27 protein-coding genes and 2 pseudogenes are annotated in these 25733 nt (G+C 63.1%); 17 read left to right on the top strand and 12 right to left on the bottom strand.

Going from position 1 to position 25733, the window contains the following annotated elements:
* Positions 1–5: 5 nt before the first annotated feature.
* The gene (locus QA639_RS08960; protein ID WP_038377674.1) at positions 6–1592 is read left to right on the top strand and encodes a class I SAM-dependent methyltransferase; all 1587 of its coding nucleotides are present in this window, start codon (positions 6–8) and stop codon (positions 1590–1592) included.
* Positions 1593–1648: 56 nt separating this feature from the next.
* On the opposite strand, the gene QA639_RS08955 is transcribed toward QA639_RS08960, so the two are convergent.
* Positions 1649–2278 (bottom strand): hypothetical protein, encoded by a 630-nt coding sequence (locus tag QA639_RS08955; protein ID WP_028335395.1) that lies wholly within the window; start codon positions 2276–2278, stop codon positions 1649–1651.
* A 129-nt stretch (positions 2279–2407) separates the two neighbouring features.
* Here QA639_RS08955 and QA639_RS08950 point away from each other — a divergent pair, with 129 nt between their 5' ends.
* From QA639_RS08950 to QA639_RS08940, 3 genes are all read left to right on the top strand, one after another.
* Complete coding sequence (locus QA639_RS08950; RefSeq protein ID WP_283089570.1) at positions 2408–3286, top strand: hypothetical protein; 879 nt, start codon at positions 2408–2410, stop codon at positions 3284–3286.
* Between the two features lie 304 nt (positions 3287–3590).
* Positions 3591–4676, top strand: a complete 1086-nt coding sequence (locus tag QA639_RS08945) for a hypothetical protein (RefSeq protein WP_157347091.1) — start codon at positions 3591–3593, stop codon at positions 4674–4676.
* Between the two features lie 27 nt (positions 4677–4703).
* A complete protein-coding gene (locus QA639_RS08940; RefSeq protein ID WP_283089569.1) occupies positions 4704–6086 on the top strand; it encodes a hypothetical protein in 1383 nt (460 codons plus the stop codon).
* A gap of 17 nt (positions 6087–6103) precedes the next feature.
* Here QA639_RS08940 and QA639_RS08935 read toward each other — a convergent pair whose 3' ends face one another.
* Together QA639_RS08935 and QA639_RS41860 are read right to left on the bottom strand one after the other, a co-directional pair.
* On the bottom strand, positions 6104–7039 hold the full coding sequence (locus QA639_RS08935) for a hypothetical protein (protein WP_198400260.1): 936 nt from the start codon (positions 7037–7039) through the stop codon (positions 6104–6106).
* A gap of 479 nt (positions 7040–7518) precedes the next feature.
* Positions 7519–7794, bottom strand: a complete 276-nt coding sequence (locus QA639_RS41860) for a GFA family protein (protein ID WP_157347095.1) — start codon at positions 7792–7794, stop codon at positions 7519–7521.
* 383 nt (positions 7795–8177) lie between these two features.
* On the opposite strand from QA639_RS41860, the gene QA639_RS08930 reads away from it, so the two are divergent.
* The 4 genes and pseudogenes from QA639_RS08930 (at position 8178) to QA639_RS08925 (ending at position 9440) form a co-directional block, all read left to right on the top strand.
* A complete protein-coding gene (locus tag QA639_RS08930) occupies positions 8178–8420 on the top strand; it encodes a hypothetical protein (protein WP_157347097.1) in 243 nt (80 codons plus the stop codon).
* A pseudogene (locus QA639_RS41855) lies at positions 8351–8608 on the top strand (amidase family protein); the annotation flags it as partial. The gene QA639_RS08930 and the pseudogene QA639_RS41855, both read left to right, overlap by 70 nt.
* A 73-nt stretch (positions 8609–8681) precedes the next feature.
* A complete protein-coding gene (locus QA639_RS41850; RefSeq protein WP_428841147.1) occupies positions 8682–8867 on the top strand; it encodes an amidase family protein in 186 nt (61 codons plus the stop codon).
* Between the two features lie 348 nt (positions 8868–9215).
* Positions 9216–9440 carry a hypothetical protein gene (locus tag QA639_RS08925; protein WP_157347101.1) on the top strand — a complete coding sequence of 75 codons (225 nt, stop codon included), beginning with the start codon at positions 9216–9218 and terminating at the stop codon, positions 9438–9440.
* A gap of 81 nt (positions 9441–9521) precedes the next feature.
* Here the strand turns inward: QA639_RS08925 and QA639_RS08920 are convergent, their stop codons facing one another.
* The gene (locus tag QA639_RS08920) at positions 9522–9863 is read right to left on the bottom strand and encodes a hypothetical protein (RefSeq protein ID WP_157347103.1); all 342 of its coding nucleotides are present in this window, start codon (positions 9861–9863) and stop codon (positions 9522–9524) included.
* A gap of 178 nt (positions 9864–10041) precedes the next feature.
* Between QA639_RS08920 and QA639_RS08915 the strand changes: the two genes are divergently transcribed.
* The gene (locus QA639_RS08915; RefSeq protein WP_028338178.1) at positions 10042–10413 is read left to right on the top strand and encodes a DUF4118 domain-containing protein; all 372 of its coding nucleotides are present in this window, start codon (positions 10042–10044) and stop codon (positions 10411–10413) included.
* A gap of 69 nt (positions 10414–10482) precedes the next feature.
* Here the strand turns inward: QA639_RS08915 and QA639_RS08910 are convergent, their stop codons facing one another.
* Positions 10483–10623: a hypothetical protein gene (locus QA639_RS08910; RefSeq protein WP_167350374.1), complete on the bottom strand. Its 141-nt coding sequence runs from the start codon at positions 10621–10623 to the stop codon at positions 10483–10485.
* Between the two features lie 172 nt (positions 10624–10795).
* On the opposite strand from QA639_RS08910, the gene QA639_RS08905 reads away from it, so the two are divergent.
* Positions 10796–11032, top strand: coding sequence for a hypothetical protein (locus QA639_RS08905; protein WP_244481729.1), 237 nt, complete (start codon positions 10796–10798; stop codon positions 11030–11032).
* 247 nt (positions 11033–11279) lie between these two features.
* On the opposite strand, the gene QA639_RS08900 is transcribed toward QA639_RS08905, so the two are convergent.
* From QA639_RS08900 to QA639_RS08890, 3 genes are all read right to left on the bottom strand, one after another.
* A complete protein-coding gene (locus QA639_RS08900) occupies positions 11280–11432 on the bottom strand; it encodes a hypothetical protein (protein ID WP_157347104.1) in 153 nt (50 codons plus the stop codon).
* A 53-nt stretch (positions 11433–11485) separates the two neighbouring features.
* On the bottom strand, positions 11486–12022 hold the full coding sequence (locus QA639_RS08895) for a hypothetical protein (RefSeq protein ID WP_050383074.1): 537 nt from the start codon (positions 12020–12022) through the stop codon (positions 11486–11488).
* Positions 12023–12164: 142 nt separating this feature from the next.
* On the bottom strand, positions 12165–13712 hold the full coding sequence (locus tag QA639_RS08890; protein ID WP_157347106.1) for an acetolactate synthase large subunit: 1548 nt from the start codon (positions 13710–13712) through the stop codon (positions 12165–12167).
* Positions 13713–14038: 326 nt separating this feature from the next.
* Between QA639_RS08890 and QA639_RS08885 the strand changes: the two genes are divergently transcribed.
* Both QA639_RS08885 and QA639_RS08880 read left to right on the top strand, forming a co-directional pair.
* The gene (locus tag QA639_RS08885; protein ID WP_038378145.1) at positions 14039–14614 is read left to right on the top strand and encodes a L,D-transpeptidase; all 576 of its coding nucleotides are present in this window, start codon (positions 14039–14041) and stop codon (positions 14612–14614) included.
* A 93-nt stretch (positions 14615–14707) separates the two neighbouring features.
* Positions 14708–15508 (top strand): DUF2927 domain-containing protein, encoded by an 801-nt coding sequence (locus QA639_RS08880; RefSeq protein WP_157347110.1) that lies wholly within the window; start codon positions 14708–14710, stop codon positions 15506–15508.
* A 184-nt stretch (positions 15509–15692) separates the two neighbouring features.
* On the opposite strand, the pseudogene QA639_RS08875 reads toward QA639_RS08880, so the two are convergent.
* Positions 15693–16679, bottom strand: a pseudogene (locus QA639_RS08875) (IS30 family transposase); the annotation flags it as partial.
* A gap of 357 nt (positions 16680–17036) precedes the next feature.
* Here QA639_RS08875 and QA639_RS08870 point away from each other — a divergent pair.
* A complete protein-coding gene (locus tag QA639_RS08870) occupies positions 17037–18032 on the top strand; it encodes a LysR family transcriptional regulator (protein ID WP_283089567.1) in 996 nt (331 codons plus the stop codon).
* Between the two features lie 14 nt (positions 18033–18046).
* Here QA639_RS08870 and QA639_RS08865 read toward each other — a convergent pair whose 3' ends face one another.
* On the bottom strand, positions 18047–18259 hold the full coding sequence (locus QA639_RS08865) for a hypothetical protein (RefSeq protein WP_157347112.1): 213 nt from the start codon (positions 18257–18259) through the stop codon (positions 18047–18049).
* Positions 18260–18709: 450 nt separating this feature from the next.
* Between QA639_RS08865 and QA639_RS08860 the strand changes: the two genes are divergently transcribed.
* Positions 18710–19858 carry an ABC transporter substrate-binding protein gene (locus QA639_RS08860; protein WP_157347114.1) on the top strand — a complete coding sequence of 383 codons (1149 nt, stop codon included), beginning with the start codon at positions 18710–18712 and terminating at the stop codon, positions 19856–19858.
* A 108-nt stretch (positions 19859–19966) separates the two neighbouring features.
* Here QA639_RS08860 and QA639_RS08855 read toward each other — a convergent pair whose 3' ends face one another.
* Entirely contained in the window at positions 19967–21091 is a 1125-nt protein-coding gene (locus tag QA639_RS08855; protein WP_157347116.1) for a M48 family metallopeptidase, read from the bottom strand.
* 4 nt (positions 21092–21095) lie between these two features.
* Positions 21096–22247, bottom strand: coding sequence for a DUF898 family protein (locus QA639_RS08850; RefSeq protein WP_157347162.1), 1152 nt, complete (start codon positions 22245–22247; stop codon positions 21096–21098).
* Between the two features lie 224 nt (positions 22248–22471).
* Here QA639_RS08850 and QA639_RS08845 point away from each other — a divergent pair, with 224 nt between their 5' ends.
* From QA639_RS08845 to QA639_RS08835, 3 genes are all read left to right on the top strand, one after another.
* Positions 22472–22888 (top strand): Rap1a family protein, encoded by a 417-nt coding sequence (locus QA639_RS08845; protein ID WP_244978699.1) that lies wholly within the window; start codon positions 22472–22474, stop codon positions 22886–22888.
* A 242-nt stretch (positions 22889–23130) separates the two neighbouring features.
* Complete coding sequence (locus QA639_RS08840) at positions 23131–24402, top strand: cytochrome P450 (RefSeq protein WP_157347118.1); 1272 nt, start codon at positions 23131–23133, stop codon at positions 24400–24402.
* 31 nt (positions 24403–24433) lie between these two features.
* Positions 24434–25708 carry a cytochrome P450 gene (locus QA639_RS08835; RefSeq protein WP_283089566.1) on the top strand — a complete coding sequence of 425 codons (1275 nt, stop codon included), beginning with the start codon at positions 24434–24436 and terminating at the stop codon, positions 25706–25708.
* The last annotated feature ends 25 nt before the right edge of the window (positions 25709–25733 follow it).

The following is a 25733-nucleotide window of genomic DNA, read 5'->3' as shown; positions in this document are numbered from 1 at the left end:
CTGCGATGAACATCCAGACCGAGCACCGCCAGCCGACCACCGGTACCACACCATACGATGAGGTGTATTATCCCGGGCATGTCTACGGGCTCACCCACCCGAACCATCTGGCGACGATCGCTGCGGTCTACGGCCTACAGCCGGCTCCGGTCGAGCGCTGCCGGGTCCTGGAGCTCGGCTGCGGCGTTGGCGGCAATCTGTTGCCGATGGCTTTTCAATATCCGGACAGCGAGTTCATCGGTATCGACCTGAGCGGCGTCACGATCGAACGCGGACAGCGGAACATCGCCGCATTGGGCTTGAGCAATATCAGGCTTCTGCATTGCGACATCATGGATGTCGACGCGGCCTTCGGACAGTTCGACTACATCATCGCCCATGGCGTGTATTCTTGGGTACCACCGATCGTGCGCGAGAAGATGATGTCCATCTTCAAACGGAATTTGGCGCCACAGGGGCTCTGCTACGTCAGTTATAACGCGCACCCGTTCTCGCATCTTCGCGACATGGTCCGCGACATGATGCGCTACCACACCCGGCGCATCACCGGGATGAAGGAGAAAGTGGGACAAGCTCGCGCCATCGTGAAATTTCTCAGCGAAGGATCGAAGTCCAACTCGGTGCACGGTACAGTCATGCGCGATCAGTGCAACCGCGTCCTCAAGGCTCCGGACGAGTTGCTTTTTCACGACGATCTCGATTCTGGCGCGACAGCCTTCCTGCTGCACGAAGTCGTCGAAGACGCCGGCGGACACGGGCTGCAATATCTGGGCGACGCCGATTTCTCACGGCGCTATCTTGCCGGCTACACCGAAGAGGTCCGCGCCACGCTGCAGCGCTTTCCCGAAAGCGAGTTCATGGCGCGCGATCAATACCAGGACTTCATCGACGGCAACGGGTTTCGGCGTACGTTGCTCTGCCACGAAGACATCTCCCTTGACCGCAAGGTCGATCTCGACTTCATCACCGCCTTCTATCTGCTGAGCACCACCAGCCCACGTCGCCCCGACGCCTGCCTGACCGACGATTCCGAGATGGAATTTGAAAATCAGGACGGCAGCCGAATCACCGTGACCAATCCGCTCCTGAAGGCGGCACATCTTTGCCTCGGCCGGGCCTGGCCGCGCGCACTCTCATTCACTGAACTGCTCGATGGCGCCCGGACGCTGCTGGAAGGCCGGCAAACAGCCGATGACCAACGGATATTGACGGAAGCGCTCTATATCCTGGCCTGCAGCGGCGAGGTCTCCTTTCTGAAATCACGGCCCTTTCTCGTGAAGGAAGTCACGGATTGTCCGCAGGCGAGTCTGCTCGCCCGCAGGCAGGCGCAGAGCGGCCCGCTGGTCACCAATCTGCTTCACCAGACCGTGCAGTTGGAGGACGACAGGACGCGCCACTTCCTGCAGTTGCTCGACGGCTCCCGGACGATCGAGCAGATCACAGCCGAAATGACCGAAACCTTCGGGCCGACCGTCCAGGTCAAGCAAATGGATGATGCCGGCCAGCCCGCCGAGCCGTTGCTGCTGTCAACCCGACAGAGCGTTGACCGTTCGCTGGCAACTGTCGGCAAACTGGGTCTGCTGGTGGCCTGAGGACGGGCGGCAAGGAGCCGGCCCGTCCTTCTGCGGAGCGGACACAGTCTCAGCGATCAGCCGTCGTGGGTGTATTGTTGGCCGAGCAGCCACCCGGTGACAATGCCGCCGGGTCCGCTGGCATAGACCGTACTAAGGCCGACACCGGCGCGCAGCATCCGCCATTCATGCTCGCCGACCCATGGAATGCCGGGATCACCCTTCTGATATTGCGACAGCAGCGTTCGGGCGACCTCGGCGGCATTGGCGTAGATCGGACCATTCGCCCAGCGGGGTCGCGGCAGGCCTGTCATGCGGCAGTAGAGCGCAGTGCAGACATAGGCGGACGCCTCCTCCGCATTGCCGTCAAGGCCGGTACGCAGCAGATCGTATGCCGCATGCAAGGCCTCGTGGACGATATAGGCTTCGTCCATTCGCCCCGTCGCCGACACGACCTCCAGCGTATTCGCCGCAACGACCGTACCGTCCGCCCGGATCCGCGCGACGTCGTTATATTGTGCCGCAACATTTGCCGCAAGGTCCGTCGGAACTCTGACGCTGACCTGTCCCAACCGGATCGCGCGAGCGACGTGATGGAACGTTTGCGGTGCAATCGTCACGTGGCTGCCACGGATCGGAAACCGGAAGCGAATGCGCGCGACCGCCGGGCCGTTGAGTACGTCTAGCACCCTGCTCCGAAGCGACATCGGACCGTCCTTGCTCTTTACACTGCTCCACGAATGGTGGTCGGCGTTTCCGGTTGGGAGGTTCAGTTGAACCCGGCCCCGGCCAGACCAGACAAATCGGGGACTGGCTTTCACTCGGAGGGCAGCCCCGTGACGACCACCGACCCGACCACAACCGACACTTACCGCAAGATCGCGGCGCGGCTGACCATGCTCCGGCCGCAGATCGATCTGTCGAAATATTTCGCGGGGCCGAATCCCAATGTCCGCCTCTATGACGAAAAGGCCTATATCCGACGCCAATTGGAGAAGTATGGCGTCGCGGCCGCGACGAGCACGCTCGACGGCGTCACGTTCCTGCCCAAGGACTGGGAAGACCTGATCAAGACGCTGCGCATTGCCAAGACGTCGGACGGATTCGACGCCTTCGCCGAAGGCAAAAGCCCGGAGAAGCCGTCGCATTGGGCCCTCGATCTGTCGATGGCAGCCACAATCGGCAAGGGATTCCGGGAGATCTGGCGCCCAAAGCTATCCGACCGGCCGCTCTCGACGCGGGACCTTCCGGGCCGGCACGGCTTCGGGCTGGGGCGCGGCCGGGGGCAATGGAGCGACGACTATAGTGCGCAGTTCGGCAAGGACCCGCAGCCGCAAGACATCACGTCGCTGCATTTCGCGGTAGCGCCGGACCGGGTCAATGTTCACATCGACGAGACCGGCTTCGTGTTCGAGGGCGCAGACGGCGCCCTCACGGTCGGACCGAATTTCGGACACCACGCCGTCAATGAACTGTTCTGGAAGAGCAATCCTCACCTGCCGCGCTGGGCGATCGATCACATCGACCTGATCCTGCCGAACAGCGCGAATGATTTTTCGCGATTTGGCGTTTCGGTCGACCTGTATCAACGCAAGAACTTGCGCGTCACCGTCACCGGCTCCTGTGGAATTTTCGGGGGATTCGAGTGCTCGGGAACGCTAAGCGTCAGTGGGACGCATAATCTGCTTGGCTCCAAGCCGAAGGGCGCGCGCTGACGATCGCATGTCAGCGATCGAGGGTGCGGCAGACGTCTGACCTGCGATGGAATCTCACCGTTGGTGAAGCCGATCGGAAGCCGCCGGCCGTTCTACCCACGAGCCCTGCAAGGGTGGCGAAGAGCGCGCCGACATTGTCGATGCATCGCCGAAGTCGTGGGATCGCGCCAGCACCAAAGCAAGGTCGAACTTGCATGGCGATATCGAAAGCCGCTTGAACCGGCACTTCGGCAGATGCGACTGAGGGATAGGCTCGCCGACGCAAATGCGTCCTAGGCCGGTTTATGCCAATGGTGTTGTCGCAATGGCGCCTTTAAAGCCCCCCGTCTGGCTCGATACCAACATTCTTATAGACATACAGAACGGACAAAGAGCTGCGGCGAGCGCCGCCGAGAAAGCGCTCAGCCGACGTTTTGAGAATGAAATTCTCAATCTGGCCAAGGACGGTCACGAGGTTCTGATCTCACCACGCGTCAAGTTTGAATTCTTGAAGGGAGCGCGCGCTCAGTCCGGCGAAAAATTGCTCACCGACTTGCGGATCGTCGAAGACAGAATGATGACCCAGGTCCCTCGGGCGCAAGTTTGGAAGTGGGGCAATGAGGGTTTGAATCACGGGCTTTCCGCGTTCGATTCCGATGTGGTCGCCCAGGTCAGGGCAGGCGGAGTGGCTCGCGGCATCAAGAATCCGGTGTTTCTGACCAGGGACAGCGGAGGAACGCTCATTGCTATGCGCAGGAGAGGCGTTCAAGCGCTCGACTTCCGGGCACCGGAGGTGAGACTGAAAGTCCCGCGGAACACACCGACCCCGCCAGAGATCCCGCCGCCGCCGGCAGGCTCCGTCGCCGGCGAAGGATTTTGGAGCGCGGCCAAAGCTGGCTTCAAGGCGGGTTTAAAGGAGGCTTTCAAGGCCGAGAATATCGCTGCGATGATTCCTGATCTGGTCCTCATGGTGGCTGACAAGGTCGCGGCTCGGGAGGCGTTCAAGAACATTCAAGTCAAGTTCATCAAGGAGGGCTTCGCAAAGGGCGTTGCAGCGGGCGTCATGGGTTGGTCCGAGGAGGAGGTTGCATCAAATCTGATGAACCGCATCACCGCGTTCAGAGTTCAAGGTCTGGAAGACCCTGCTGGCATCCTGACGCGCGCGACCATTCTGCAAGTGGCCGAAGCGTACGAAAACTATGCGGTGGTGATTGGATTTCAGTTCAGCTCTGCCAAGGACCTGAAATGGAAGCGCGAGATGGTCGCCAAGGGCTCCAAGATTCTGCATCAGTATGGATATTATTTCGGAACCGATCCGCAGGCGCTATTTGAGTACGAGTTCATCGACAAGCTTGCTTGGACACTTCAGCCGACCACCAACGCGATAGTAGAGCCCGCAATCCGCCACTGAAAACGATCATATTGCTGGTGATTGCTCATGCCGCAATTGAAAGACAAAGTCGGTCGGTTTGCCGCGACGGGTCGCAGCTGCCAGAACTGGAAGCAAGACCAGGAGCTGGTCATCTCGCTGCTCAACAAGATCGCCATTTCCGACGGAGGAGCCGAGACCACGCTCAAACCGCAAATGGTCGTGACGGGTCACGCCAGCGACAGCCTCTACAACTCGATCCTGTATTTCCAGAAAAAGAACTTCCCGGGCACGCCGGACGGCTATATCCGGCCCGGCGGGCCGACATTCACTCGGCTCGTCGACCTCGCGACAAAGGCAGCCGCCAGGCCTCCTCCTCCAAAGGGTCAATGGGACGGGATCGCGACGCCATCCGTCGATGCCGCGCTTCGCAGGGGTCTGCTCGACGATTCCAAGCTGGACTACGCGGAAGTCGTCGACATCATCAGGGCGACCGTCACGGACGGCATGGTCACCGCATTCAAGCTGGACGACCTGACCACCATCGCAAACACCTCCAGAACGCTTTCTCCGACTTCGAAGAAACTCATCACGCTCTTCGTCGGCGACGAAAAGAAGAAGTGGCTCGGGGTTGGACCGTACGACCTCAACTCGGATCAAAAGAAGCTCGCCGCGGAGATGGTCTGCGATTTCCTCAAGAACACGAGGACCACATTCTTTCCGAAGCTCGACCCGCACCGCGTCGGGATAGGCATTCTCAGGCGAATTGCGAAGCCGAGCCTCATAGATCAGGATCAAGCGAGCATGTGCGGTCCGTCCGCGCTGATGTTCAGCTACGCATCCGACAAGCCGGGGCAATATGCGCGGTTCGCCATCGACCTGTACCAGAAGGGGCAGGCGAACCTCGGCCGCCTGCTGATCAAGCCGGGAAAGGACGTGAAAAGCTACACGCCGCCCTACTCGCTGGACCACGTCGATTGGCTGACTTGCGCCTCCATTCGCGACTCCGAAAACTGGTTCCTCGATTTTGACGACACCGGCAGAATAAGCGACGTCGCGGGGATCACCTTGCCGAGCGAAATGGAGCAATGGTTCCGCAAGGCCGGATACCAGGACGTGCGCGAGGAGACCAATCTGAAATTCAGCAAAGGCATCGACAGCGTCAACGAAGCCAACGCCCTGCTCGCCAGTGGATATCGCGTATGCCTGTTCATAAGCGCCAACATGATCGAATATGACGACCAGTCGGATGAAGGCTCGGTGCTAACGCGGCACTGGGTCGTCTTGCGTGACAGGATACAAGTGTCGAGCGGAAACGTGACGACAACGATCTTCACATGGGGCAAAGGAGATTACGCGATCCCGCATCCGGGCAAGGGTGGCGCTCAGAAGCCTCTCTCGATTGGGGACTTCCTTATGAATTATTACGGGTACATTGCTGCCAAAGCGTGAGCGGAGAACAAGCGCTCTCACCACGCGTTGAGGTCGGTGACGAGTTGCTTGTCCAGGGACAAGCTTTCCATGCCGCTGGAAAGCAAAATGCCGCTTCGGTTATGGTGCCCACTTCCGGGAATGTTCCGCTTGTGGTGCAGGAAGTGACCCACCTCGTGCGCCATGACGCCAATGAACGCCTCGCCATAGTCGAACACGGGTGGATTGCCCTGATCGACAACTACGAAGACCTGCTCGTCGGGCAGATACTCTCCAGCCGCCTCGTTATCCATTGCGTCATAGTCGCCGACGAGAAAGCACGTGAGATCGGCGCCGCGCACCTTGAACGGGACGATTTCCTTACGGAAAACATCCCGCGAGATTTTTGGTCCAAGGGCTTTCTGGACCGTAATCCAAGTCGCCTCTGCCGCGGTGAAAAAGATATTTGCCTGAGCCCCGAACGTCCAGTTCAGCTTGGTGAGGAACCAGGGCACGTCGTCCGGCGTCCATCTCGTGGCGTTGATCAGATTGCCGGATTGATCGAGGTGCTTGAGGAATTTGAACGCGATCGTGAAATCTTTGCGCGGCAGAATGGCGACATCCAACTTGATGCTTGTGCTGCCGCGTACGGCTTTAAGCTCGGGAATGCCTTTATCTTTGGGCGAGACCTTGAGGCCGCGCGCAGGGCCGTCCGGCCGTGCGGTGGCATACAGCGCTGTACGCAGACGCAGCAACTGGTCGTCGCGCTCCTGGCCTTTCTGCTCCCTGAAGCGGGTCTTGATGTATTCCTGAGCGACACGTTCGACGTCATCGAGCCGCACATCCTCGACCAGTAGTCGATTGCGATCATACGACAGGCCAACGTCCTTGCTGTCGCGGAGACAGACCAGGTTGAAGCCTCCCCGAGGAACGATCATGAAATTTTGCGCAGTGTACACACCCGAATTCTGCAGGAACTGAACGAAGCTCGGCATGGCTTCCCCCACCCCTAACCACGGACGGGATCTCGCCCGGTCCATCGCGCCGAGCATATCCTGGTGCCCTTCGGGACCGCCTCATCAATAATGTCGAAAACAACCCCATGTAAAGTAGCCGACGCAAGCCGGATCGATGGGTTACGCCATTTCCGAACTTGACTGACTTCGTCGGGCAAAACATTGGCAGGACGGCATCATCCGGCCACCGGACGACCAAGCCGCGGTTGAGGTCCCGTTGCATCGTCAGCTTGAGGCGCGCTCCAGCGGCAGTGCACAACCGCGATCCGCACCGCGTTCGCCCATGAGCTTCTTGAACACAGGGTCGACGTCACCGTCCTCCTCGACGCGGATGCAGCTACCAGGGCCGTACACAGCTTCGCGAAATCGAAGCGAGCGTGACTTGCCGGTACTGCGCGGTTGCAATTGACACCAAATCCATCTTTGGGTCACGCAAACCAAGTCTATTCGGGTCAAGTCTATTCGGGCTCTATTGGCTGACTCTGGTCTCGCAAAAGTAGAAGTCCATCAGGAAACCGAACCCACTCAAGCTTTGTCTCGCACCAAGCCGCCACCTTCGGCGCGGGAAAGTCTGGATCGGCGAAGCATCCAACCGGAATGCCGATGACATGTGGCAAGAGCTCAAGGCTTGTGCTCAATGTCGATCCACCTACGGGACAGAACAAGAATTTGACGGCCTTCCCCGAAGTACCCGTCCGACCATAGGTGAGGCCATCGCCGGAACGATTCGTCACTTAGTCAGCGTTCTTCTCGACGAAAGCGCGAACGCGCTCCCGAAACGCTTTGGCATCGCGTGCAATTGCACACTGAAACCAAGGCAGGGGTCGCCCTCTACCGTCAAATTCAGCTGTCCACGTTGGCAGCTCGCAATTCGCATCATGTTGTGAGCCTCCTGGGCTACTGAGGATATGGCGACAGGTCTTTCCTCTCGACATGTCGGAAGACATTGAAGACAGCCGAGTGCGAAGCGGGCTTGTTCGCCTATGAAGAGTGGCTGCGCGCCGAGTTGCTTAACGGGCAAGCGGCCATTTGACCATTCCGCCAACTCGGGCCTCCCTACGCCCCGCGCACGCCGATAGTGTGAACTGCCTCGGTAAGGAACATTGAGTGGGCACGCATGTCGCAGACCCAGGTTCGCTCGGGCGGAAATGACGCCCTCGCCGGGCTGGACGCTAACGCCCAAGCCGATCTGGTTCGTTCCGGCGAGATCAGCGCAAGCGAGCTTGTTGAAGCCGCCATCGCGAGGATCAAGGCGACCAACCCAGCGCTCAACGCTGTCACTCACAAACTATACACTCAAGCGCGCGAGCGCGCTGCAAGCCCCGCCCTGTCGGTCCTCTCGCCGGTGTTCCGTTTCTGATCAAGGATGTACTGTCCGTGGCGGGCACGCCGAACACGTTTGGATGCCGCGCACTAGCCGACTTTGTCCCGCCGACCAGTTCTCCTTACGCGCTAGCGCTGGAGGCTATCGGCTTGGTCACGGTCGGACGCACAAACACGCCCGAGTTCGCGCTGATGGACGCGAGCGAGCCCACACTGTTCGGTCCGACCCACAATCCGTGGGACCCCGCGCGCTCACCCGGCGGGTCTTCACGGGGAGCTGGAGCGCGTCGCAGCCGGGATGATTCCGATGGCACATGCCAGCGATGGGGGCGGATCAATCCGTCGTCCGGCGTGCCACACCGGCGTCTTGGGCCTCAGGCCGCAATCGAAGCGATGGCGCCCCTCCCATGCCATTCGACCTGCCCGACGTCGCCGTCAATCATTTCCTTACCCGGTCCGTGCGCGACAGTGCGCTGATGCTTAGTCTCACGGAAGACCCGGACACCAAGCTTGGTCCGTTGGGTTCGTGCGCGATCCAGTCAGCAAACCGCTTCGCATAGCTCGATACGGGAGGGCTTCAGCGGCAACCGCGCCGCCACCGATGTGGACGACGCACTGGTCTCCACCTCGCGACTTTGCGAAAGCTTGGGCCACCATGTGTAGCCCACGGAGTGGCCATTTCCTGGCCAGGCAGCGATCGAAGCCTTTCTCGACGCATGGATGGTACTGGCCGCGAGCGCAGTCCAAGGAACATGCGCATGGATCGGATGCGACGCCGACACGAAATTTTGAGCTCTGGACGCTGAGGCTCGCGGGCCGAGGAGCGGCGCTTTTGCCGGATCGGATTGCTGGTGCGGTCGCTCAGTTGACGCAAGCTAGCCGGGCGTTGGACGCATTTTTTGAAACCTACGATGTGCCGCTGTCGCCTGTGGCGCGTGATCCGCCGAAACTTCTGGGCGAGCACGCCACAGACTTGCTGTTCGACATTCTGTTCGAGCGTGTCGTCGATAATTCGGACTTCACGCCGCTGATCAACGCGGCGGGAATACCAGGATGAGCATTCCCCTGTACCGGAGCGCCAACAACCTGCCCATCGGCTCCCACTTCGCCGCGCGCGTGGGCGCGGAGGCCACTTTGTTCAGCCTAGCCTATCAGCTCGAAGCGGCCCGCGCTTGGGCAGATCGCTGTGCGCCCGCGAGCTATCCGGCGGGGCGGTGCGCCGGCTGAGTTGGCCGAGCAGGTCGCGAACGGCGCCGTCGAGTTCATCGGGTGGCGGGATGGCGTGATCGGCGCTTTGAGTGCCGGTCGGCCGATACCAGCCGCGGGCGGAGCTGTCGTCATTCGCGGCGCGAACCTGCGGCGCGCGAACGCGAACGCGCGGGGCGGACCGCCGTCTGCGGCGAGAGATCAGCTCGCGCACGCCGTACCCCGATACGAACCCGATCCCGGCGACGAGAACGACAATCAGAAGTTCGAGCATCGTGTTGTCCCCAATCGCCGTGCCGCAACGCAATATGCGCGACAATACGGCGGCGGCTTGACCGGGCCGGTTCCTTTTCACTGTATCGAGCACAACCCTGCCCCTCGGAATCGTACGGGGTTTTGTTTGCAGGCCTCCTCGGCTACCTTCCCGGAACTCGCTGGGGCCGGGAGTCTCGATGCGCAAGGGCAACGACTACATTTTGAAGCTGCGGCCTTGGTCGTTGTCGACATTCGTCGTCGCCCTGCTTGCGGTGGTGCTGGCCACCGCGACCCAGGAGATGTTCGCGAGCTTCGGCATGCAGTTCTATTTCGCGGGCTTCGTGCCGGCGATCCTGATCGCCGGCCTGATGGGCGGCGCGCCCGCCGGCGCCTTTGCCACCATCATCACGGTACCGATCGTCTGGTGGGCGTTCATGCCGCCCTATTTCGAGTTCGCCTGGCCGACGGCCGGCGACTATGACAGCCTGGCGATGTTCCTGCTGTCGAGTGCGCTCTTGGTCTGCTTCTCGCAACTCTATCGGGAAGGGCTGGCAATTCTGCGGAAGTAGCGGACGACGCAGGCCGCGACCGGCCGCCAGCGACAGCGCGCCGGCTGCCTTGTCGTGGATCGTTCAACCTCAGATCCCGAACATCCAGATCGCGACGATGGTGGCCAGCGTCGCCACGCCGCTGATGGTCCAGCCCGCCGCGTAGAAGGTATCCTCGGGGGCGGTGTCGAGCACCGTATTGGTGGTTTCCGTCACTGACCGCCAGCGCATGGCGTCTCTCCTCGGAACTCCTGCCCGGCCAGATAACGCGGCGCCCGGTTCCCGGTTCCGCGGTGGCCAATGCCGTTCACGCAGAGCTCACGGACTGATGATCGGCGCCGCGGAACCCTGCGACATTCTGTCCCGTTGAGGCTCGCCGGAAACCAACTTGGGAGAACATCCGATGCGAACACTGATCCTCGCCGCCACCGCCCTTGCCTTCGTCTCGTCCACCGCGCTCGCGCAGGACAAGGCGGGCGGGAGCCCGGCCCCCGCCGCGCAAAGCGGCGACACCGCGACCAAGAGCGAGGCGGCCAAGGCGCCGAAGAAGAAAGCGAAGAAGACCGCCAAGAAATCGAGCGCCAAGACCGGTGCCACGACCGGTGCCGCCACGACCGGCAGCGATGCCACCAAGCAATAAATAGAAACAATCGCGCCCGGTGATCCACTTGGCGATCACGGGCTTCGCGATCACGGACTTGGCGATCACGGACTTGGCGATCACGGAAAAGGCCGCCCGAAGGCGGCCTTTTTACTGTCTCGGTGCGGATGTCGCCTCGGCCCGTCGCGTCGCAATCAAGTGCGCCGACCACCTCAGGCCGTGGAAGTTGGGGCGTTGGAAGTTGGGGCAGTGGAAGTTGGATCAGTGCAAGCTGGACCAGCGAAAGTCAGACCAGCGAATTCAGGTGCGGGAGGGGGAGCGAAAGAGTTGCGAAGCTGATAATCCGCACCGCCATCGGATCGTTCTGAAAATTGACCACCAGCTCCAGGAATTGCTCCACCTCCCGCACGTTCTGTTGTGCCGCGCGTGCAGGGGCCACGCATGATCCAAACGGGCTATCACTGCAACGCGGAGAAAGATTCATCGATAGGCTTAATGCGGAGCGCCATTGTCGCGCCTGTTCGCGAGCCCGCTCTCGCGGAGCCGCTCGGCAAACCAGAGCGATGTCGCGCTATCGATGGCTCCGCCGGCATAGACCTCGGAAAAGCTCACCCCGCTGTGTCCGACGATCACCAGCACGCCCATCGCATAGGCAAACCAGACGTTCGGATCGGTCAGCGCCTGCAGCTTGCGCTGATCGTGCTCGATCGGCTGGTGATTGCTGTCCTTGCGCAGTTCGATGGCCAGGAGATTGTTCGGGATGTCGCGCTGATGCACGACGATATCGGGATAGATCGACTTGCCGAGATGGTCGTCGGTCGAACTCCCCGAGCCGCGCGGCAGCCGCAGCGTGCGCTCGCCGAGCCGGTCGTAGTTGCAATCGACCTGCCAGCCGGAAAATTGCCGCTCGACGTAGACCGCCAGCCGGTGAGTGAGCGTTCGCTCGCCGAGATCGCGCTCGAGCAGGAACATCTCCTGCGCATAGAATTCCTCCACGGCGGCGATCACCTTGTTCAGCTCGGTCTGCATCGACGCCTCCGACTGGACTAAAGCGCGATGAGATCAGGTGGTTCATCATCGCGCTTTAGCTTGTTGTTTGAGCATAATCTTTTCGGAAAACCGCTTCGCACTTTTCCGGATCATGCTCTGGGCCGCCGCCGCAACTACGCCCTTACATCTGCACTTCGATCAGCCGCGGTCCCGGCTCCGCAACGGCTTCCGCGAGCGCCTTGTTGAACTCGTCGGCCGTCGTCACCGCCCTGCCCGGCACCCCCATACCCCGGGCGAGCGCGACGAAGTCGAGCGTCGGCCGGTCGATTTTCAGCATGTCCTGCGCCCGCTTGCCCGGCTCGCCGGCGCCGACGCCGTCGAACTCGCCGCGCAGGATCTGATAGATGCGGTTGGCGAACACGATGGTCACCACGTTGAGTCCCTCGCGCGCCTGGGTCCACAGCGACTGGATCGTGTACATCGCGCTGCCGTCGCCGACCATACAGATCACCTTGCGGTCCGGACAGGCGACCGCGGCGCCGGTTGCCACCGGCGTCGAGAAGCCGATCGAGCCGCCCATGTTCTGCAGCCAGTCATGCGGCGCGGCCGCTGCCGTCGGCGGGAAGAAGCCGCGGCCGGTGGTGACGGATTCATCGACCATGATGGCGTTCTCGGGGATCGCGCACGCAATCGCCTGCGCGATCGTGGCGTGGTTGAGCGCGCCGGTCGGCTTGGCCAGTTCCTGCAATTGCTGCGGCTTGACGTCCTGCGCGGTCGCATGCAGCGCACCCGCGAGCGCCTCGAGCGCCGCGACCGAATTCTCGCCCCAGGCGGTCATGCGATGCACCTCGCAGCCTTCCGCCTTCAGCATGCTCGGCTTGTTCGGATAGGCGAAGAACGCCACGGGATCGTTGGCCTCGACCAGCACAATGTGACGGAAATTTTTCAGGATCGGCAGCGCCTGTTCGATCACATAGGGAATCCGGTTGATCGAGAAGCGGCCGCGGCCACGCGCCATCCGCGGGTGATAGGTCTGGCCCATCACCGTGCAGCCGGTCTTGCCGGCGATGCGCTCGGCGAGCGCCAGCCCGTGCTCGGTCAGCGCGCTGCCGGTGACGAGCAGCAGCGTATGCGCGGCATCGCCGTGCAGGATTTTCGCCGCGGTATCGACCGCCTGCGGCGAATAGCTCGGGCGCTGCGTGTCCACGGGCACCTCGGCGATGCCGTCGGCTTCGTTCCAGGCGGTGTCGGCCGGCAGGATCAGGGTTGCGATCTGCGGCGGCGCGCTCCTGGCCGCGGCGATCGCGGCCGCGCCGTCGGCGGCAACCGACTTGGCATCCGGCGAGGTGCGCACCCAGGACGACATCGGCCGCGCCAGGCCCTCGATGTCGGATGTCAGCGGCGCGTTGTAGCCGATGTGGTAGGTGGCATGCTGACCGACGATGTTGACGATGCCGGAATGCGCCTTCTTGGCGTTGTGCAGATTGGCAAGGCCGTTGGCGAGTCCGGGCCCGAGATGCAGCAGCGTCGAGGCCGGCGTTCCCTTCATGCGGAAATAACCGTCGGCCGCACCGGTCACCACGCCTTCGAACAGACCGAGCACGCAGCGCATGCCCGGGACCTTGTCCAGCGCCGCGACGAAATGCATCTCCGAGGTGCCGGGATTGGTAAAGCAGACATCCACGCCGCCTGCGACCAATGTCCGCACCAGACTTTCCGCACCATTCATGCTCTCGCTCCCGTTTCGAGATGTTCTTGAGGTCGCTCAGAGCACGATCCGATCCGATTGAATCGGATCATGCTCTCATCCTTTTGTTCGGTCGCGTTTTCTTGACGCGAACCGATACCCACTTCGCTCGAAAACGCTCCAGATCAACCATTCTTCAGCGGCTTCGTCAAAGGCTTGGCCGGACAATGCAGGTATCGCTTCCGATCTGTTGCCTTTTTAAACCGTGTTGTTCGAAAATGCCTGAGGTCACGGCTTCGTCGCTTGCGAAACGCCGGTAATTGTGGCCTCTCTGACTGCATATTTGATTGTTCGCGAGGACGACGACCATGCGCCCGATTGCCTTGATGTTTGCCGCGCTCACGATCCTGGCAGGTGCCGGCCAGGCCCACGCCCAGTTCTTTGACTCCCGCGGCTATCAGTCCGAAGCCCCGAGCTTCTTCGGCGGCGGCGGCGCAAGCCCGATCCCGCGCACCACCGTCAACTACCCGACCAACTACGCCCCCGGCACCATCGTGGTGAACACCGCCGAACGCCGGCTCTATCTGGTGCTGGCGAACGGCCAAGCGCTGCGCTACGGCATCGGCGTCGGCCGGGACGGCTTCCGCTGGAGCGGTGTCCACCGCATCTCCGCAAAGAAGGAATGGCCGTCGTGGACGCCGCCGTCGCAGATGCTGCGCCGCCGCCCCGATCTGCCGCGCCACATGAACGGCGGCATCGAGAACCCGCTCGGCGCGCGCGCGATGTATCTCGGCTCGACGCTCTACCGCATCCACGGCTCGAACGAGCCGGAGACGATCGGCCAGGCCGTCTCGTCGGGCTGCTTCCGCATGACCAATGACGACGTCACCGATCTCTATGGTCGCGTCTCGGTCGGCACCACCGTGGTGGTGAAGAACAACTGATCGCGTCGATTTCAACGGAACCAGGCGCCGCCACTCGGCAAGATCGCTGATCCCGCCTTGCGCTGCCGCAAACCTTGCGGCAGCGTCGTCACAATGCCCCAGCACCGTCCTTCGATCCTCGTCCTTGTCGCCGCAACGCTCGCCGCTTGCCTCGCTGATGCCGCGCTGCCCGCGGCCGCCACCGAGGTACCGGCGATCGCCGCGCGCCAGCGCAATGAGAAGAAGGTCTTCACCGACCCCGAGATCGTCGAGGGCTTTCTGAAAACCGCGTTCGGCGCCGAATATCATCTCGCCGGGCGGGTCGACCGCATCCGCAAGTACGACGGTCCGGTGCGCGTGTTCGCGGACGGCAGCCGCGCCGACCGCAAAGCGCAGCTTGCCAAGGTCGTCGCCGACATCCGCAGCAAGGTGCAGCATCTCGACATCGCGATGACCGAGAACAACGAAGCGGCCAATGTCGTGGTCAAGCTGGTGCGCGACCGCGAGCTATACCGCACGATCGCGACCTTCTACGGCCAGGAGCGCGCCAAGGAGATCCGCTCCTCGCTCGACCCGCAATGCCTGTCCGGCTTCCGCAAGAACGAGAACTACGAGATCGAGCATTCCGACGTGATCCTCACCGTCGACAACGGCGATTTCGTCTTCCTCGACTGCGCCTATGAGGAGCTGTTGCAGTCGCTCGGCCCGATCAACGACACCGCCACCGTGCCCTGGACCATGTTCAACGACAACGTCTCGATGGGCTATTTCGACGTCTACGATCAATATCTGCTCAATCTGCTCTACGACCCCCGCATCAAGCCCGGCATGACCGTGCAGGAGGTCAAGGCCGTGCTGCCCGCCGTTCTCGCCGACGTCCGCGCCTGGGTGGCGAAGGTGAACCATCTGGAGTGAAGGTGGCGGCTTTTTTGGTGCGCAATGCTCGTCGCGCACAACACCGTCGTCCCGGCCCCCGTGCGCAAGTGCGCACTAGGCCGGGACGACACTGGGTTTGTTGCGCCGCTTGTGAATCACGCATCCGCGTTCTCGCGGCATGAGCGTGCGCTCTCCCCAATCGTCGTCCTGGCGAGAGCCAGGAGGTGGATTCACATTCGAAGTGCAACACTTGAGCAAAAGCCTCGGCAGGCGTGCGGTAGTCAAGGCATTTGCGCGGGGTGTTGTTGTAGGCGGCGATGAACTGGCGGAATCTGGCGGTCGAGAGGGTTACGAGATCGGTCTTGCGGGGAATAAAGCGGCGCATCCTGCCGATGGCGTTCTCGATGCCGCCCTTCTGCCAGGGGGCGTGGGGATCGCAGAAGAAGGTCTCGATCGAGAGGCGGTGCAGCGCCAGGTGACCGGCGAACTCGGTGCCGTTGTCGAAGGTCACGGTCTGGCGCAGCTCTTGTGGCAGGGTCGCGAAGAAGCCCACGAGATGGCGGGCGACACCGCGCGCGACCTTGCTGGCAAGGCGGATGCCGAGCAGCAGACGCGAGGTGCGCTCGTGCACGGTCAGCACGGCCTGACCGTATTTCGAGAACATCATCAGGTCGGCCTCCCAGTGTCCGGGCACGCTGCGGTCGGCCACTTCGATCGGCCGATTTGCCAAGGAAACACGGCCTTCGATGAAGCTTGCGGGGCTGCCGCCCCTCTTGCCGCGGCGGCCGCGCTTGCTCTTGGCGCGCGGCAGATAGCGCCGCCAGTTGAAATCCGTGGTGCGCCTGAGTTGGGCATAGATGAAGCGGTAGATGGTCTCGTGCGAGATCACCTTGCGCCCGGACTCGCGGGCCAGCCGGCCGGCGACCTGCTCGGGCGACCAGCCCCGGCGAAGGCGTTGCAACACCGCGCGGCGCAGGCCGGGCTCCCGTTCGAGGCGTCCGCCCGTCCAGCGCCGCGCTCGCATCTGGTGCTGGGCATAGTTTGGCTTGTAGCCGACCTGGCTCCCCCGATTGCGCCTTAATTCCCGAGAGACCGTTGATGGCGAGCGATCCAGAGCTGCCGCGATTTGCCGGACCGAGCTGCCATTGGCCGATAGGCAGGCAATCTCGCATCGGTCGTCCAGAGAGAGCTGCTTGTAACTCCGCCCCATGGCAACACCTCCTCAAGGAAGTGTTGCACTTCGTTTGTGAACTCAGGGGACCCATAACCACCGCATTTGATTGTGAACGAGATCGCGGCCACAGCATCGCACAACAATTGACATTTGGGGTAATGGGTCCTGGCTTTCGCCAGGACGACGGCGGTGGATGGTCCTCGATACTGGGCTTTGCTGTCACCGTCTCGCGAAGTTGCTTCGTACCTCGCTTCGCCCGAGGTCCGCGCGCGCACCGAAGGCATGGTTGCGTAGCGGCCGTCCTGACTTCTCGCATTGGTTGTATTATAATCGCATGACAATGCACGACGCAGGCCGGATGCGCGCCAAAAAAGTGTGCTATAAGCACGTGCGATGATCGAGCTTCCCCGTACCCAGGCCTTGCGTTGCTTCATCACGGTTGCCCGTGAGGGCACGGTATCGCGCGCAGCGGCGATGCTGAAACTGACCCAGCCCGCGGTCAGCCTGCAACTGAAGGCACTCGAGGAAAGCACCGGGCTGCAGCTGTTCAACCGCACCCCTGCCGGATTTACCCTGACAGAGGCCGGCGCCGCGCTGCTGCCGCTGGCGCACCGGGCGGTCGCGGCCGCCTCCGATTTCAAGGCGATGGCGGACTCGCTGAACGAGGCACAGCGCGGCACGCTGCGCGTCGGCACCATCCTCGACCCCGAATTCACCCGGCTCGGACCGTTCGTGCGCAGCCTTGCGATGTCCTCGCAGCGCACCGAAGTCTTCCTGCGCCATGGCGTGAGCGACGACGTGCTGGCGCAGATCGGCCGCGGCGAGCTCGACGTCGGCTACTATGTCGACGCCACGCCTCAGGACCAGCTCGTCCATCACAGCTTCACCGAACGGACCATCGCCGACGGCCGCTACCAGCTCGCCCCGCTGCTTTGCTACGACTACCGGGTGATCGCACCGATCGCCTGGCGCGACCGGGTGATGGGCAAGGGCTGGGTCGAGCTCGCCGAGCTGCCCTGGCTCGCGACACCGCCGCACTCCGGCCACCGGCGGCTGCTCGACGACATCTTCCGCCCGCTCGGCGCATTGCCGAAGCGGATCGGCTACACCGACCAGGAAGAGGCGATGATCGACTTCGTCGAATCCGGCCTCTGCCTCAGCCTCGCACGCGACAACGTGCTGGCGCCGCGGATAGCGCGGCCGCATCAGTTCGTGGTCGCCGACAAGGTGAAGCTGACCTGCGATCTCTCCTTCGCCAGCCTCGCCGCCCGCCGCCAGGAGCCGGTGATCGCGCACGCCTTCGCAAGCGTGCGCGCGGTATGGAATATCAAGCCGGCAATCGCCGGCGCCGGACCGACGCGGACACGGAAGGTCGCGAAGAACGTGTGACGCGGACGCTCGGCTTAGGCCGCGGCGACCAGCGGCCGCGTCATGTCCGCCATCGCAGGCACCAGCGACGGCGCTTCGCAATCCTGCAGAGCGAGCTCGTCGACGAGCTTGCGCAGCCTTGGCGGCAGATCGGCGTAATCGCCGCGCAGGGCATGGCGCAGCCGCTCGCCAATCTCTTCGCAGATGGCGCGCGCGTGCTCGGACGCAATCGGATGAGGCTCAATCATGGACGTGGACCGCCGGCGATGACTGCGCGCCGTCCCACCGCACTTCCGCAGCCACGGATCCCGCATGTGCACATGCGATCAAGACGAGGATCCGAACAATGCTGAACATGGTTCGTACTCCCTTTTCCTGTCCTTCAATAACAGCAGGTCGTTGCCGCCCGATTAGGGAAACTGGTTCTCACCGCCTTTAAGGGATTGGTAAACGCGAGGTTCATGGCGGGCGGAGCCCGTTCAAGAGCTCCGGACGGCGTCGGCCTCGCCATTCCCGTTCGCCGTTCCGGCACTCCAGCCGATCAGGGCTGAACTCGAGCAGGCGCAGACCCTGCCCGCGTCGCCCAATGTCCCCAATCAGGGGGACAGACGGATCGGGCGGAATCGATATGATGCGCGAGCGGACGGCGGTCGGCTATCATCGGCCGCAGATAAAAAAACCTGCTGGGAGGATTTGTAATGAAGCTGGCCATGGCCGGACTGTTGACATTTGCGAGCGCGATCCTGGTCGCGCCGGGCGCGCGTGCCGACATCAAGGTCGGCGTCGTGGTGTCCGGATCCGGACCGGGCTCGGCGCTCGGCCAGCCGCAGATGCGCACCATCGCCGCGCTGCCGAAGGAGATCGGCGGCGAGAAGGTGACCTATATCGCGCTCGACGACGAGTCCGACCCGACCAAGGGCACGCAGAATGCGCGGCGCCTGGTGATCCAGGACGGCGTCGATATCCTGATCGGCTCCTCGCTCACCCCGGTGACCATGCCGATGCTCGACGTCGCCGTGGAGAGCAAGACGCCGATCATCTCGCTCGCGGCGGCGACCGCGATCGTGCAGCCGATGGACGACCGCCGCCGCTGGGCGTTCAAGGTGGTGCCCAATGACGACCTGATGGCGGCGGCGATCCTGAAATACATCGCGAAATCCGGCATCAAGACGCTCGGCTATATCGGCGTCTCCGACGGCTATGGCGAAGGCTATTACAAGGAGGTGTCGCGGCTCGCCCCTCAGCTCGGCCTCACCGTGACGACGCATGAGGTCTATGCGCGCGCCGACACCAGCGCGATGGGCCAGGCGCTGAAGGTGATCGCGACCAATCCGGAAGCGGTGTTCATCGCCTCCGCCGGCACGCCCGCCGTGCTGCCGCAGGAGGCGCTGCGCAGCCGTGGCTATGCCGGCAAGATATTCCAGACCCATGGCGTGGCCTCGGAGGAGTTCATCAAGCTCGGCGGCGCCAATGTCGAGGGCGCGATCTTCACCGGCGAGGCCTTCACCATCGCCGACGATCTGCCGGCGAACGATCCGTTCCGCCAGGTGCGCGACGAGTTCGTGTCGTCCTACGAGAAGGCGAACGGGCAGAAGCCGAACATCTTCGGCGCGCATCTGTGGGACGCCGTCACGCTGTTCAAGCGGGCGGCGGCGAATGCGCTGAAGACCGCAAAGCCCGGCACGGCGGAATTCCGCGCCGCGCTGCGCGACGAGCTCGAGCGCGGCAAGGACGTCTACCTGAACAACGGCCTCTCGACGATGAGCCCGACCGATCACAACGGCTATGACGAGCGATCGGCGTTCCTGATCAAGGTCGAGGGCGGCAAGTTCCGGCTGGTGAAGTAGGACGTAGGCCCGTCAGCCAGCAAAGACGTAGCCCGGATGAGCGAAGCGACATCCGGGATGCGCTTGACCCGCATGTCGCTTCGCTCATGCGGGCTACTTGCTTCGCCGTCACACCTTGCCCTTGCCAGATCCGCAGATGCCCTTCAGCGCCTGCCATTCGGCCGAGGACAACAGCGGCGGACCGTCGGGCCGGCTGGCGGCATCGGCCTTGTCCATGCGCGCGAGGCGGTCCTCGGTCAAGGGGTGGCTGGAGACGAGCGAGAGCCCCTTGCCGCCCTCCTTGCCGGTGACGCGAAACATCAGTTCGCCCATCGGCTTGGCCGGACGGCCGAGTTTGTGCATGGTCTCGATCGCGAAGCTGTCGGCGTTGGTCTCGGCGTCGCGGGAATAAGACGACGTCACCAGCGAGCGCGAGGCGAAGATCAGCGCGCCGGAGCCGGTGACATCGCCGAACAACAGCCCGATCAGGAACGAGGTGCCGCCGTTGTGGATCAACTCGCGCATGCTGTCGCGGTGCCGGAGATGGCCGAGCTCATGCGCCAGGACGCCGGCGATCTCGTCGGGGTTCTCGGCTTTCTCCAGCAGCCCGTCGAACAAATAGACCTTGCCGCCGGGCAGCGCGAAGGCGTTCGGCACCGACGTCGCCAGCACGCCCGACTGCACCGACGTATCGAAGCCTGCGGACTGCCGCAACTTGCCGACCAGCTTCGCGAAGGCCGCCTGGCCGGCCGGATTGCTGCACGGCTTGCCGTCGAACAGCACCTTGACTTGCGCCTCCGCGACATCGCCGATGCGACGCTCGAACGAGTCGGGCACCAGCGGCGTCAGCCGCTCGGCGGCGAGCGGCACGCCGAACAGCACCACCAGCACAATCGACACCGCGGCCGCGAGCGACCAGCCGACGATCGCGGCGACACCCCTGCGGTTCGGCAAATCCGCCTCGAGCGTGTCGCAGCGCGCGACCAGCGCGGCGATCAGCCCGGCGTCGCGGATGTCGAGCCGCGCCAGAGGCGGTGCGGTCAGGCAGCTCAGCCGCAACAGGCCGGACGGGCTGTCGGCGCGGCGGATGTCGTGAAACGCCCAGCGCGCGAGCAGCGCGCCGTCTTCACGGATCTCCAGTGCGTCGGACAGTTTGAGCGCGACGATGCGCCGCCGGTTCGACACGCCGTCGAAGAAGACACCACCGGGAGCCGACGCCGCTGCGGAATTGGTCTGGCCGGAATCGGATTCCATGTAGCTAGAAGCCCCCGACGTCGAGGCCGTCGGCAAAGCCTTCGCCGAGCGCGTTGGCGAGCTCGCCGCGCGCGGTGACGTTGGCCGCCGCCCCGATGTTGTGCACGGTGGTCGAGGACAGCATCCGGACCCAGAGATCGCGCATCAGATAGACGCGCAACACCACGTTCAGCGCCAGCGCAAAGGCGAGATAGCCGATGCCGAGCAGCACGATCAGCGGAATGCTCTTGGCGAACGCCTCGGTCCTGAAGAAGTCCGCGATCGAGGAGCCGTCCATGCTGGCGACCAGCAAGGTGCAGAGCGCGAGATAGGCCGCGAACACGACGCCGAGCAGCACGACCCAGCCGATCACCTTCCAGTACAGGCCGATCAGCGCGCCGCGGCGGAGGGTGGATTCCAGCCTCACTTCGCCGAAGCGGATTCCCGACAGCCACCAGCGCCACTCGACCGCCTTGAACGCGGCATAGGCGAACGGGGCGAAGATCGTGCTGTAGAGCGCGAACGGCATCAGGACCCAGAGCCACCAGCCCCGCTTGAAGAACTCCCAGCCGCGGCCCTCGAACGAGCCTTGCAGATCGCCGTAATAGGAGTGCCGCATCTTGTAGCGTTCGAGCGCCGCCTCGCGCCACGGCAGCGCGAGGCCGAGCGTGATCACGACCAGCACGCCCCAGAGCGAGGCCTTGAGCGCATAGACCCAGCCCGAGCCGCTCATCCAGAAGCGGACGCCACGCCACACCGTGCGGGTCAGGCGGTAACGCCGCGCGCGATAGATCGCGAACTGGCCAAACAGGTAGAAGAAGGCGACCAGCGGCAGCGAGGCGAACGCCTTGAGATGCTCCGCCTCGATGCCGATCAGGAAATAGCCGAGATAGATCGGCACCAGGATCGCGAGCGCGACCAGGAAGCCGATCAGGAGCTCCTTGCCGCGGCCGGTATATTCCGGCGCATCGCCATCGATCTGGCTGTTCGACCACAGATGACGGCGGATGTCGGTGGTGAGCCAGAACCGGTAGAAGCCGACCGTGACCAGTTCGAGCCCGGCGCCGCGCGCGACCAGGCGGAAGAACTCCTTGCGGTTCCCTGAAAACGCCACCGGCATCGGCGGCGGAGCCGGTTGCGGAGGCGGCTGCGGCGGCCCCAGCGGGGTCCAGCTCATGTCGTTCACGGGATGGCTCCTGGCGGGACAATCTCTGGGTATCAAAAGCACAAATTTGTCGTCGCGAGTGTGATCCAGGTTTCACACAAGGTCGAGATCGTGGGGCGATTTTTGGCGGGATGCGGTTGGCCATGCCTTAACGGCAATGCCGGAAAGCGCGCAGTCCTCGATCAACGGCCGGCGTCGAACCCCAGGGCTGCAATGACATACTTAACGATCAGGCGATGGAGGCGAAGACGCCACCGCAAAGCGAGGAAACCGCAGCGATGACCAGATGGATCTTGTCGGTATGCCTTCTGGCGCTCACGGCAGCTCCGGCTGCTGCCGTCGACGTGCGGCTGGATTCCTATCGCAATCCAAAGAGTGAGAATTTCCGCATCTTCAATCATATGTACCTGGACGGCGTCAGGGGCGGCCTGATGGCCTCCAATGCCTGGCTGAAACGGCATGGCGGCCAATTGTTGTTCTGCATGCCCGACGACCTCGCACTGAGCAGCGAGCAGACCGAAGAGATCATGCTCAAGTCCGCCGACAAGCGCTCGGCGAAAGGTGAGATGGTGATCGCTCTCCTGCTGCTGTGGGGCATGCAGGACACCTACCCCTGCGAAAAACCCGCCGGCGAGAAAACCGGCAGTCAATAAACGGCGCCCGCACCATTCGCAGGCCGCCGCCCGCCCCAATCAAACGCCGTTTCAAACGGGCGTGGTCGCGGCCGCGGCCCCTTCCCCACCGGAAAAGCCCGGATTCGGCCGCTTTGGCCTGACATCAATGCGGCCAAATGCGCGTCGAGAGCCCTTGCGCAAACCGCGGAATGAGAATGTAATTCGGTAAAACATGCCGCGCCGGCTATGCCCCGGCAGCTCAAACGGTTGAGGAGCCGCTCATGCACGGGACCGTCGATCTCGCCGACAACACGAATCTGGACGCCGCACGCGAACGCGCCAATTCGCTTGCGCTTTCGGACTACGATCCCGGCAATCCCGAGCTGTTCAAGACCGATACCTTCTGGCCGTATTTCGACCGGCTGCGCCGCGAGGATCCGGTGCACTACTGCAAGGACTCGATGTTCGGTCCGTACTGGTCGATCACCCGCTACAACGACATCATGGACATCGAGACCAACCACTCGGTGTTCTCCTCGGCCGCCTCGCTCGGCGGTATCACCATCCGCGACGTGCCGCCGGATCTGCGCCGCGAAAGCTTCATCGCGATGGACCAGCCGCGCCATTCGGCGCAGCGCAAGACCGTGGCGCCGATGTTCACGCCGACGCATCTCGACGATCTCGCCACCAACATCCGCAAGCGCTCGACCGAGTGCCTCGACAATCTGCCGCGCGGCGAAGTGTTCGACTGGGTCGACAAGGTCTCGATCGAGCTGACGACCCAGATGCTCGCGGTGCTGTTCGACTTTCCCTGGGAAGACCGCCGCAAGCTGACGCGCTGGTCCGACGTCGCGACCACCCTGCCCGGCGCCGGCGGCCTCGTCGCCACCGAAGACGAGCGGCAGGCCGAGCTGATGGAATGCGCGGGCTATTTCGCACGGCTGTGGAAGGAGCGTTCGAGCCAGCCGCCGAAGAGTGATCTGCTCTCGATGATGGCGCACAGCGACGCCACGCGGAACATGGACCCGAAGAACTTCCTCGGCAATCTGATCCTGCTGATCGTCGGCGGCAACGACACCACGCGCAACACGCTGTCCGGCAGCATCTATGCGCTGAGCAAGCATCCGGAGCAGTACCGCAAGCTCAAGGAGAACCCGGCGCTGATCGACAGCTTCGTGCCCGAGGTGATCCGCTGGCAGACGCCGCTCGCCCATATGCGGCGCACCGCGCTCGCCGACTACGAATTCCGCGGCCGTCAGATCAAGAAGGGCGACAAGGTGGTGATGTGGTACGTCTCGGGCAACCGCGACGAGGAAGCGATCGAGAAGCCCTACGAGTTCCTGATCGACCGCGCCCGGCCGCGCACCCACATCTCGTTCGGCTTCGGCATCCACCGCTGCGTCGGCCTGCGGCTTGCCGAGCTGCAGCTCAAGATCATCTGGGAGGAGATCCTCAAGCGCTTCGACACCATCGAGGTGGTGGACGAGCCGCAGCGGGTGTATTCCAGCTTCATCAAAGGCTACGAGACGCTACCAGTGCGCATCGCCGCCTGACGCATCGCGAGCCAACCGGGATCGAACAACCATGAACGTTCAGACCGCCATCCGTGCCGACCGGGCCGAGTTGCTGCGCCAGGCCCGCGAGGAAGCGTATTCGACACCGCTCAAGGACTTTCATCCCGGCGCGCCAAAACTGTTCCAGAACGACACGCTATGGCCGTGGTTCGAGCGGCTGCGCAAGGAAGAGCCGGTGCATTACTGCACCAATGCGCCGATCGAGCCGTATTGGTCGGTGGTGAAGTACAACGACATCATGCATGTCGACACCAGCCACGGCATCTTCTCCTCGGACTCCACGCTCGGCGGCATCTCGATCCGCGACGTGCCGCCCGGCTACGACTATCCGAGCTTCATCGCGATGGACCAGCCGAGGCACGCCCATCAGCGCAAGACCGTGTCGCCGATGTTCACCCCGACGCATCTCGACGAGCTGGCAAAGCTGATCCGGCAGCGCTCGGCCAGCGTGCTCGACAATCTGCCGCGCAACGAGACCTTCAACTTCGTCGAGCGCGTCTCGATCGAATTGACCACCCAGATGCTGGCGACGCTGTTCGACTTCCCCTGGGAGGAGCGGCGCAAGCTGACGCGCTGGTCCGACGTCTCCACCGCGCTGCCGAAGAGCGGCATCGTCAACTCGCCGGAGCAGCGGCGGCAGGAGATGGACGAGTGCTACGCCTATTTCTCCAAGCTCTGGAACGAGCGCGTCAACGCCCCGCCGCGCAACGACCTCTTGTCGATGATGGCGCATAGCGACGCCACGCGGCACATGGACCCCGACAATCTGATGGGCAACATCATCCTGCTCATCGTCGGTGGCAACGACACCACGCGCAACACCATGAGCGGCTCGGTGCTGGCGCTGCACGAGCATCCCGACCAGTTCAGGAAGCTGAAGGAGAATCCCACACTGATCGACACCATGGTGCCGGAGGTGATCCGCTGGCAGACGCCGCTCGCGCATATGCGGCGCACCGCACTTCAGGACACCGAGATTGGCGGCAAGACGATCAGGAAGGGCGACCGCGTCGTGATGTGGTACGTCTCCGGCAACCGCGACGACGAGGTGATCGACCGTCCGAACGAGTTCATCATCGACCGCCCGCGGCCGCGCATCCACCTGTCGTTCGGCTTCGGCATCCACCGCTGCGTCGGCATGCGGCTCGCCGAGCTGCAGCTTCGGATCGTCTGGGAAGAGATGCTGAAGCGCTTCGACCGCATCGAGGTGGTCGGCGAGCCGAAGCGGGTCTATTCCAGCTTCGTGCGCGGCATCGAGAACCTGCCGGTGCGGATCCCGGGCTGACGCGTCCGACGTCGGATATTCTGCT

Origin of the sequence: Bradyrhizobium pachyrhizi, assembly GCF_029714545.1 — a bacterium.
Classification (GTDB): domain Bacteria; phylum Pseudomonadota; class Alphaproteobacteria; order Rhizobiales; family Xanthobacteraceae; genus Bradyrhizobium; species Bradyrhizobium pachyrhizi.
Note: the sequence above shows the minus strand (reverse complement) of the source record. Positions and strands in the feature narration are given on the sequence as shown.

What these genes read in the sequence shown, in the direction of transcription:
- QA639_RS08960 (WP_038377674.1), top strand. Translation starts at nt 6, where the DNA reads ATGAACATCCAGACCGAGCACCGCCAGCCGACCACCGGTACCACACCA.
- QA639_RS08955 (WP_028335395.1), bottom strand. Translation starts at nt 2,278, where the DNA reads ATGTCGCTTCGGAGCAGGGTGCTAGACGTACTCAACGGCCCGGCGGTC.
- QA639_RS08945 (WP_157347091.1), top strand. Translation starts at nt 3,591, where the DNA reads ATGGCGCCTTTAAAGCCCCCCGTCTGGCTCGATACCAACATTCTTATA.
- QA639_RS08940 (WP_283089569.1), top strand. Translation starts at nt 4,704, where the DNA reads ATGCCGCAATTGAAAGACAAAGTCGGTCGGTTTGCCGCGACGGGTCGC.
- QA639_RS08935 (WP_198400260.1), bottom strand. Translation starts at nt 7,039, where the DNA reads ATGCCGAGCTTCGTTCAGTTCCTGCAGAATTCGGGTGTGTACACTGCG.
- QA639_RS08930 (WP_157347097.1), top strand. Translation starts at nt 8,178, where the DNA reads ATGTCGCAGACCCAGGTTCGCTCGGGCGGAAATGACGCCCTCGCCGGG.
- QA639_RS41850 (WP_428841147.1), top strand. Translation starts at nt 8,682, where the DNA reads ATGATTCCGATGGCACATGCCAGCGATGGGGGCGGATCAATCCGTCGT.
- QA639_RS08920 (WP_157347103.1), bottom strand. Translation starts at nt 9,863, where the DNA reads ATGCTCGAACTTCTGATTGTCGTTCTCGTCGCCGGGATCGGGTTCGTA.
- QA639_RS08915 (WP_028338178.1), top strand. Translation starts at nt 10,042, where the DNA reads ATGCGCAAGGGCAACGACTACATTTTGAAGCTGCGGCCTTGGTCGTTG.
- QA639_RS08910 (WP_167350374.1), bottom strand. Translation starts at nt 10,623, where the DNA reads ATGCGCTGGCGGTCAGTGACGGAAACCACCAATACGGTGCTCGACACC.
- QA639_RS08905 (WP_244481729.1), top strand. Translation starts at nt 10,796, where the DNA reads ATGCGAACACTGATCCTCGCCGCCACCGCCCTTGCCTTCGTCTCGTCC.
- QA639_RS08895 (WP_050383074.1), bottom strand. Translation starts at nt 12,022, where the DNA reads ATGCAGACCGAGCTGAACAAGGTGATCGCCGCCGTGGAGGAATTCTAT.
- QA639_RS08890 (WP_157347106.1), bottom strand. Translation starts at nt 13,712, where the DNA reads ATGAATGGTGCGGAAAGTCTGGTGCGGACATTGGTCGCAGGCGGCGTG.
- QA639_RS08885 (WP_038378145.1), top strand. Translation starts at nt 14,039, where the DNA reads ATGCGCCCGATTGCCTTGATGTTTGCCGCGCTCACGATCCTGGCAGGT.
- QA639_RS08880 (WP_157347110.1), top strand. Translation starts at nt 14,708, where the DNA reads ATGCCCCAGCACCGTCCTTCGATCCTCGTCCTTGTCGCCGCAACGCTC.
- QA639_RS08870 (WP_283089567.1), top strand. Translation starts at nt 17,037, where the DNA reads ATGATCGAGCTTCCCCGTACCCAGGCCTTGCGTTGCTTCATCACGGTT.
- QA639_RS08865 (WP_157347112.1), bottom strand. Translation starts at nt 18,259, where the DNA reads ATGATTGAGCCTCATCCGATTGCGTCCGAGCACGCGCGCGCCATCTGC.
- QA639_RS08860 (WP_157347114.1), top strand. Translation starts at nt 18,710, where the DNA reads ATGAAGCTGGCCATGGCCGGACTGTTGACATTTGCGAGCGCGATCCTG.
- QA639_RS08855 (WP_157347116.1), bottom strand. Translation starts at nt 21,091, where the DNA reads ATGGAATCCGATTCCGGCCAGACCAATTCCGCAGCGGCGTCGGCTCCC.
- QA639_RS08850 (WP_157347162.1), bottom strand. Translation starts at nt 22,247, where the DNA reads ATGAGCTGGACCCCGCTGGGGCCGCCGCAGCCGCCTCCGCAACCGGCT.
- QA639_RS08845 (WP_244978699.1), top strand. Translation starts at nt 22,472, where the DNA reads ATGGAGGCGAAGACGCCACCGCAAAGCGAGGAAACCGCAGCGATGACC.
- QA639_RS08840 (WP_157347118.1), top strand. Translation starts at nt 23,131, where the DNA reads ATGCACGGGACCGTCGATCTCGCCGACAACACGAATCTGGACGCCGCA.
- QA639_RS08835 (WP_283089566.1), top strand. Translation starts at nt 24,434, where the DNA reads ATGAACGTTCAGACCGCCATCCGTGCCGACCGGGCCGAGTTGCTGCGC.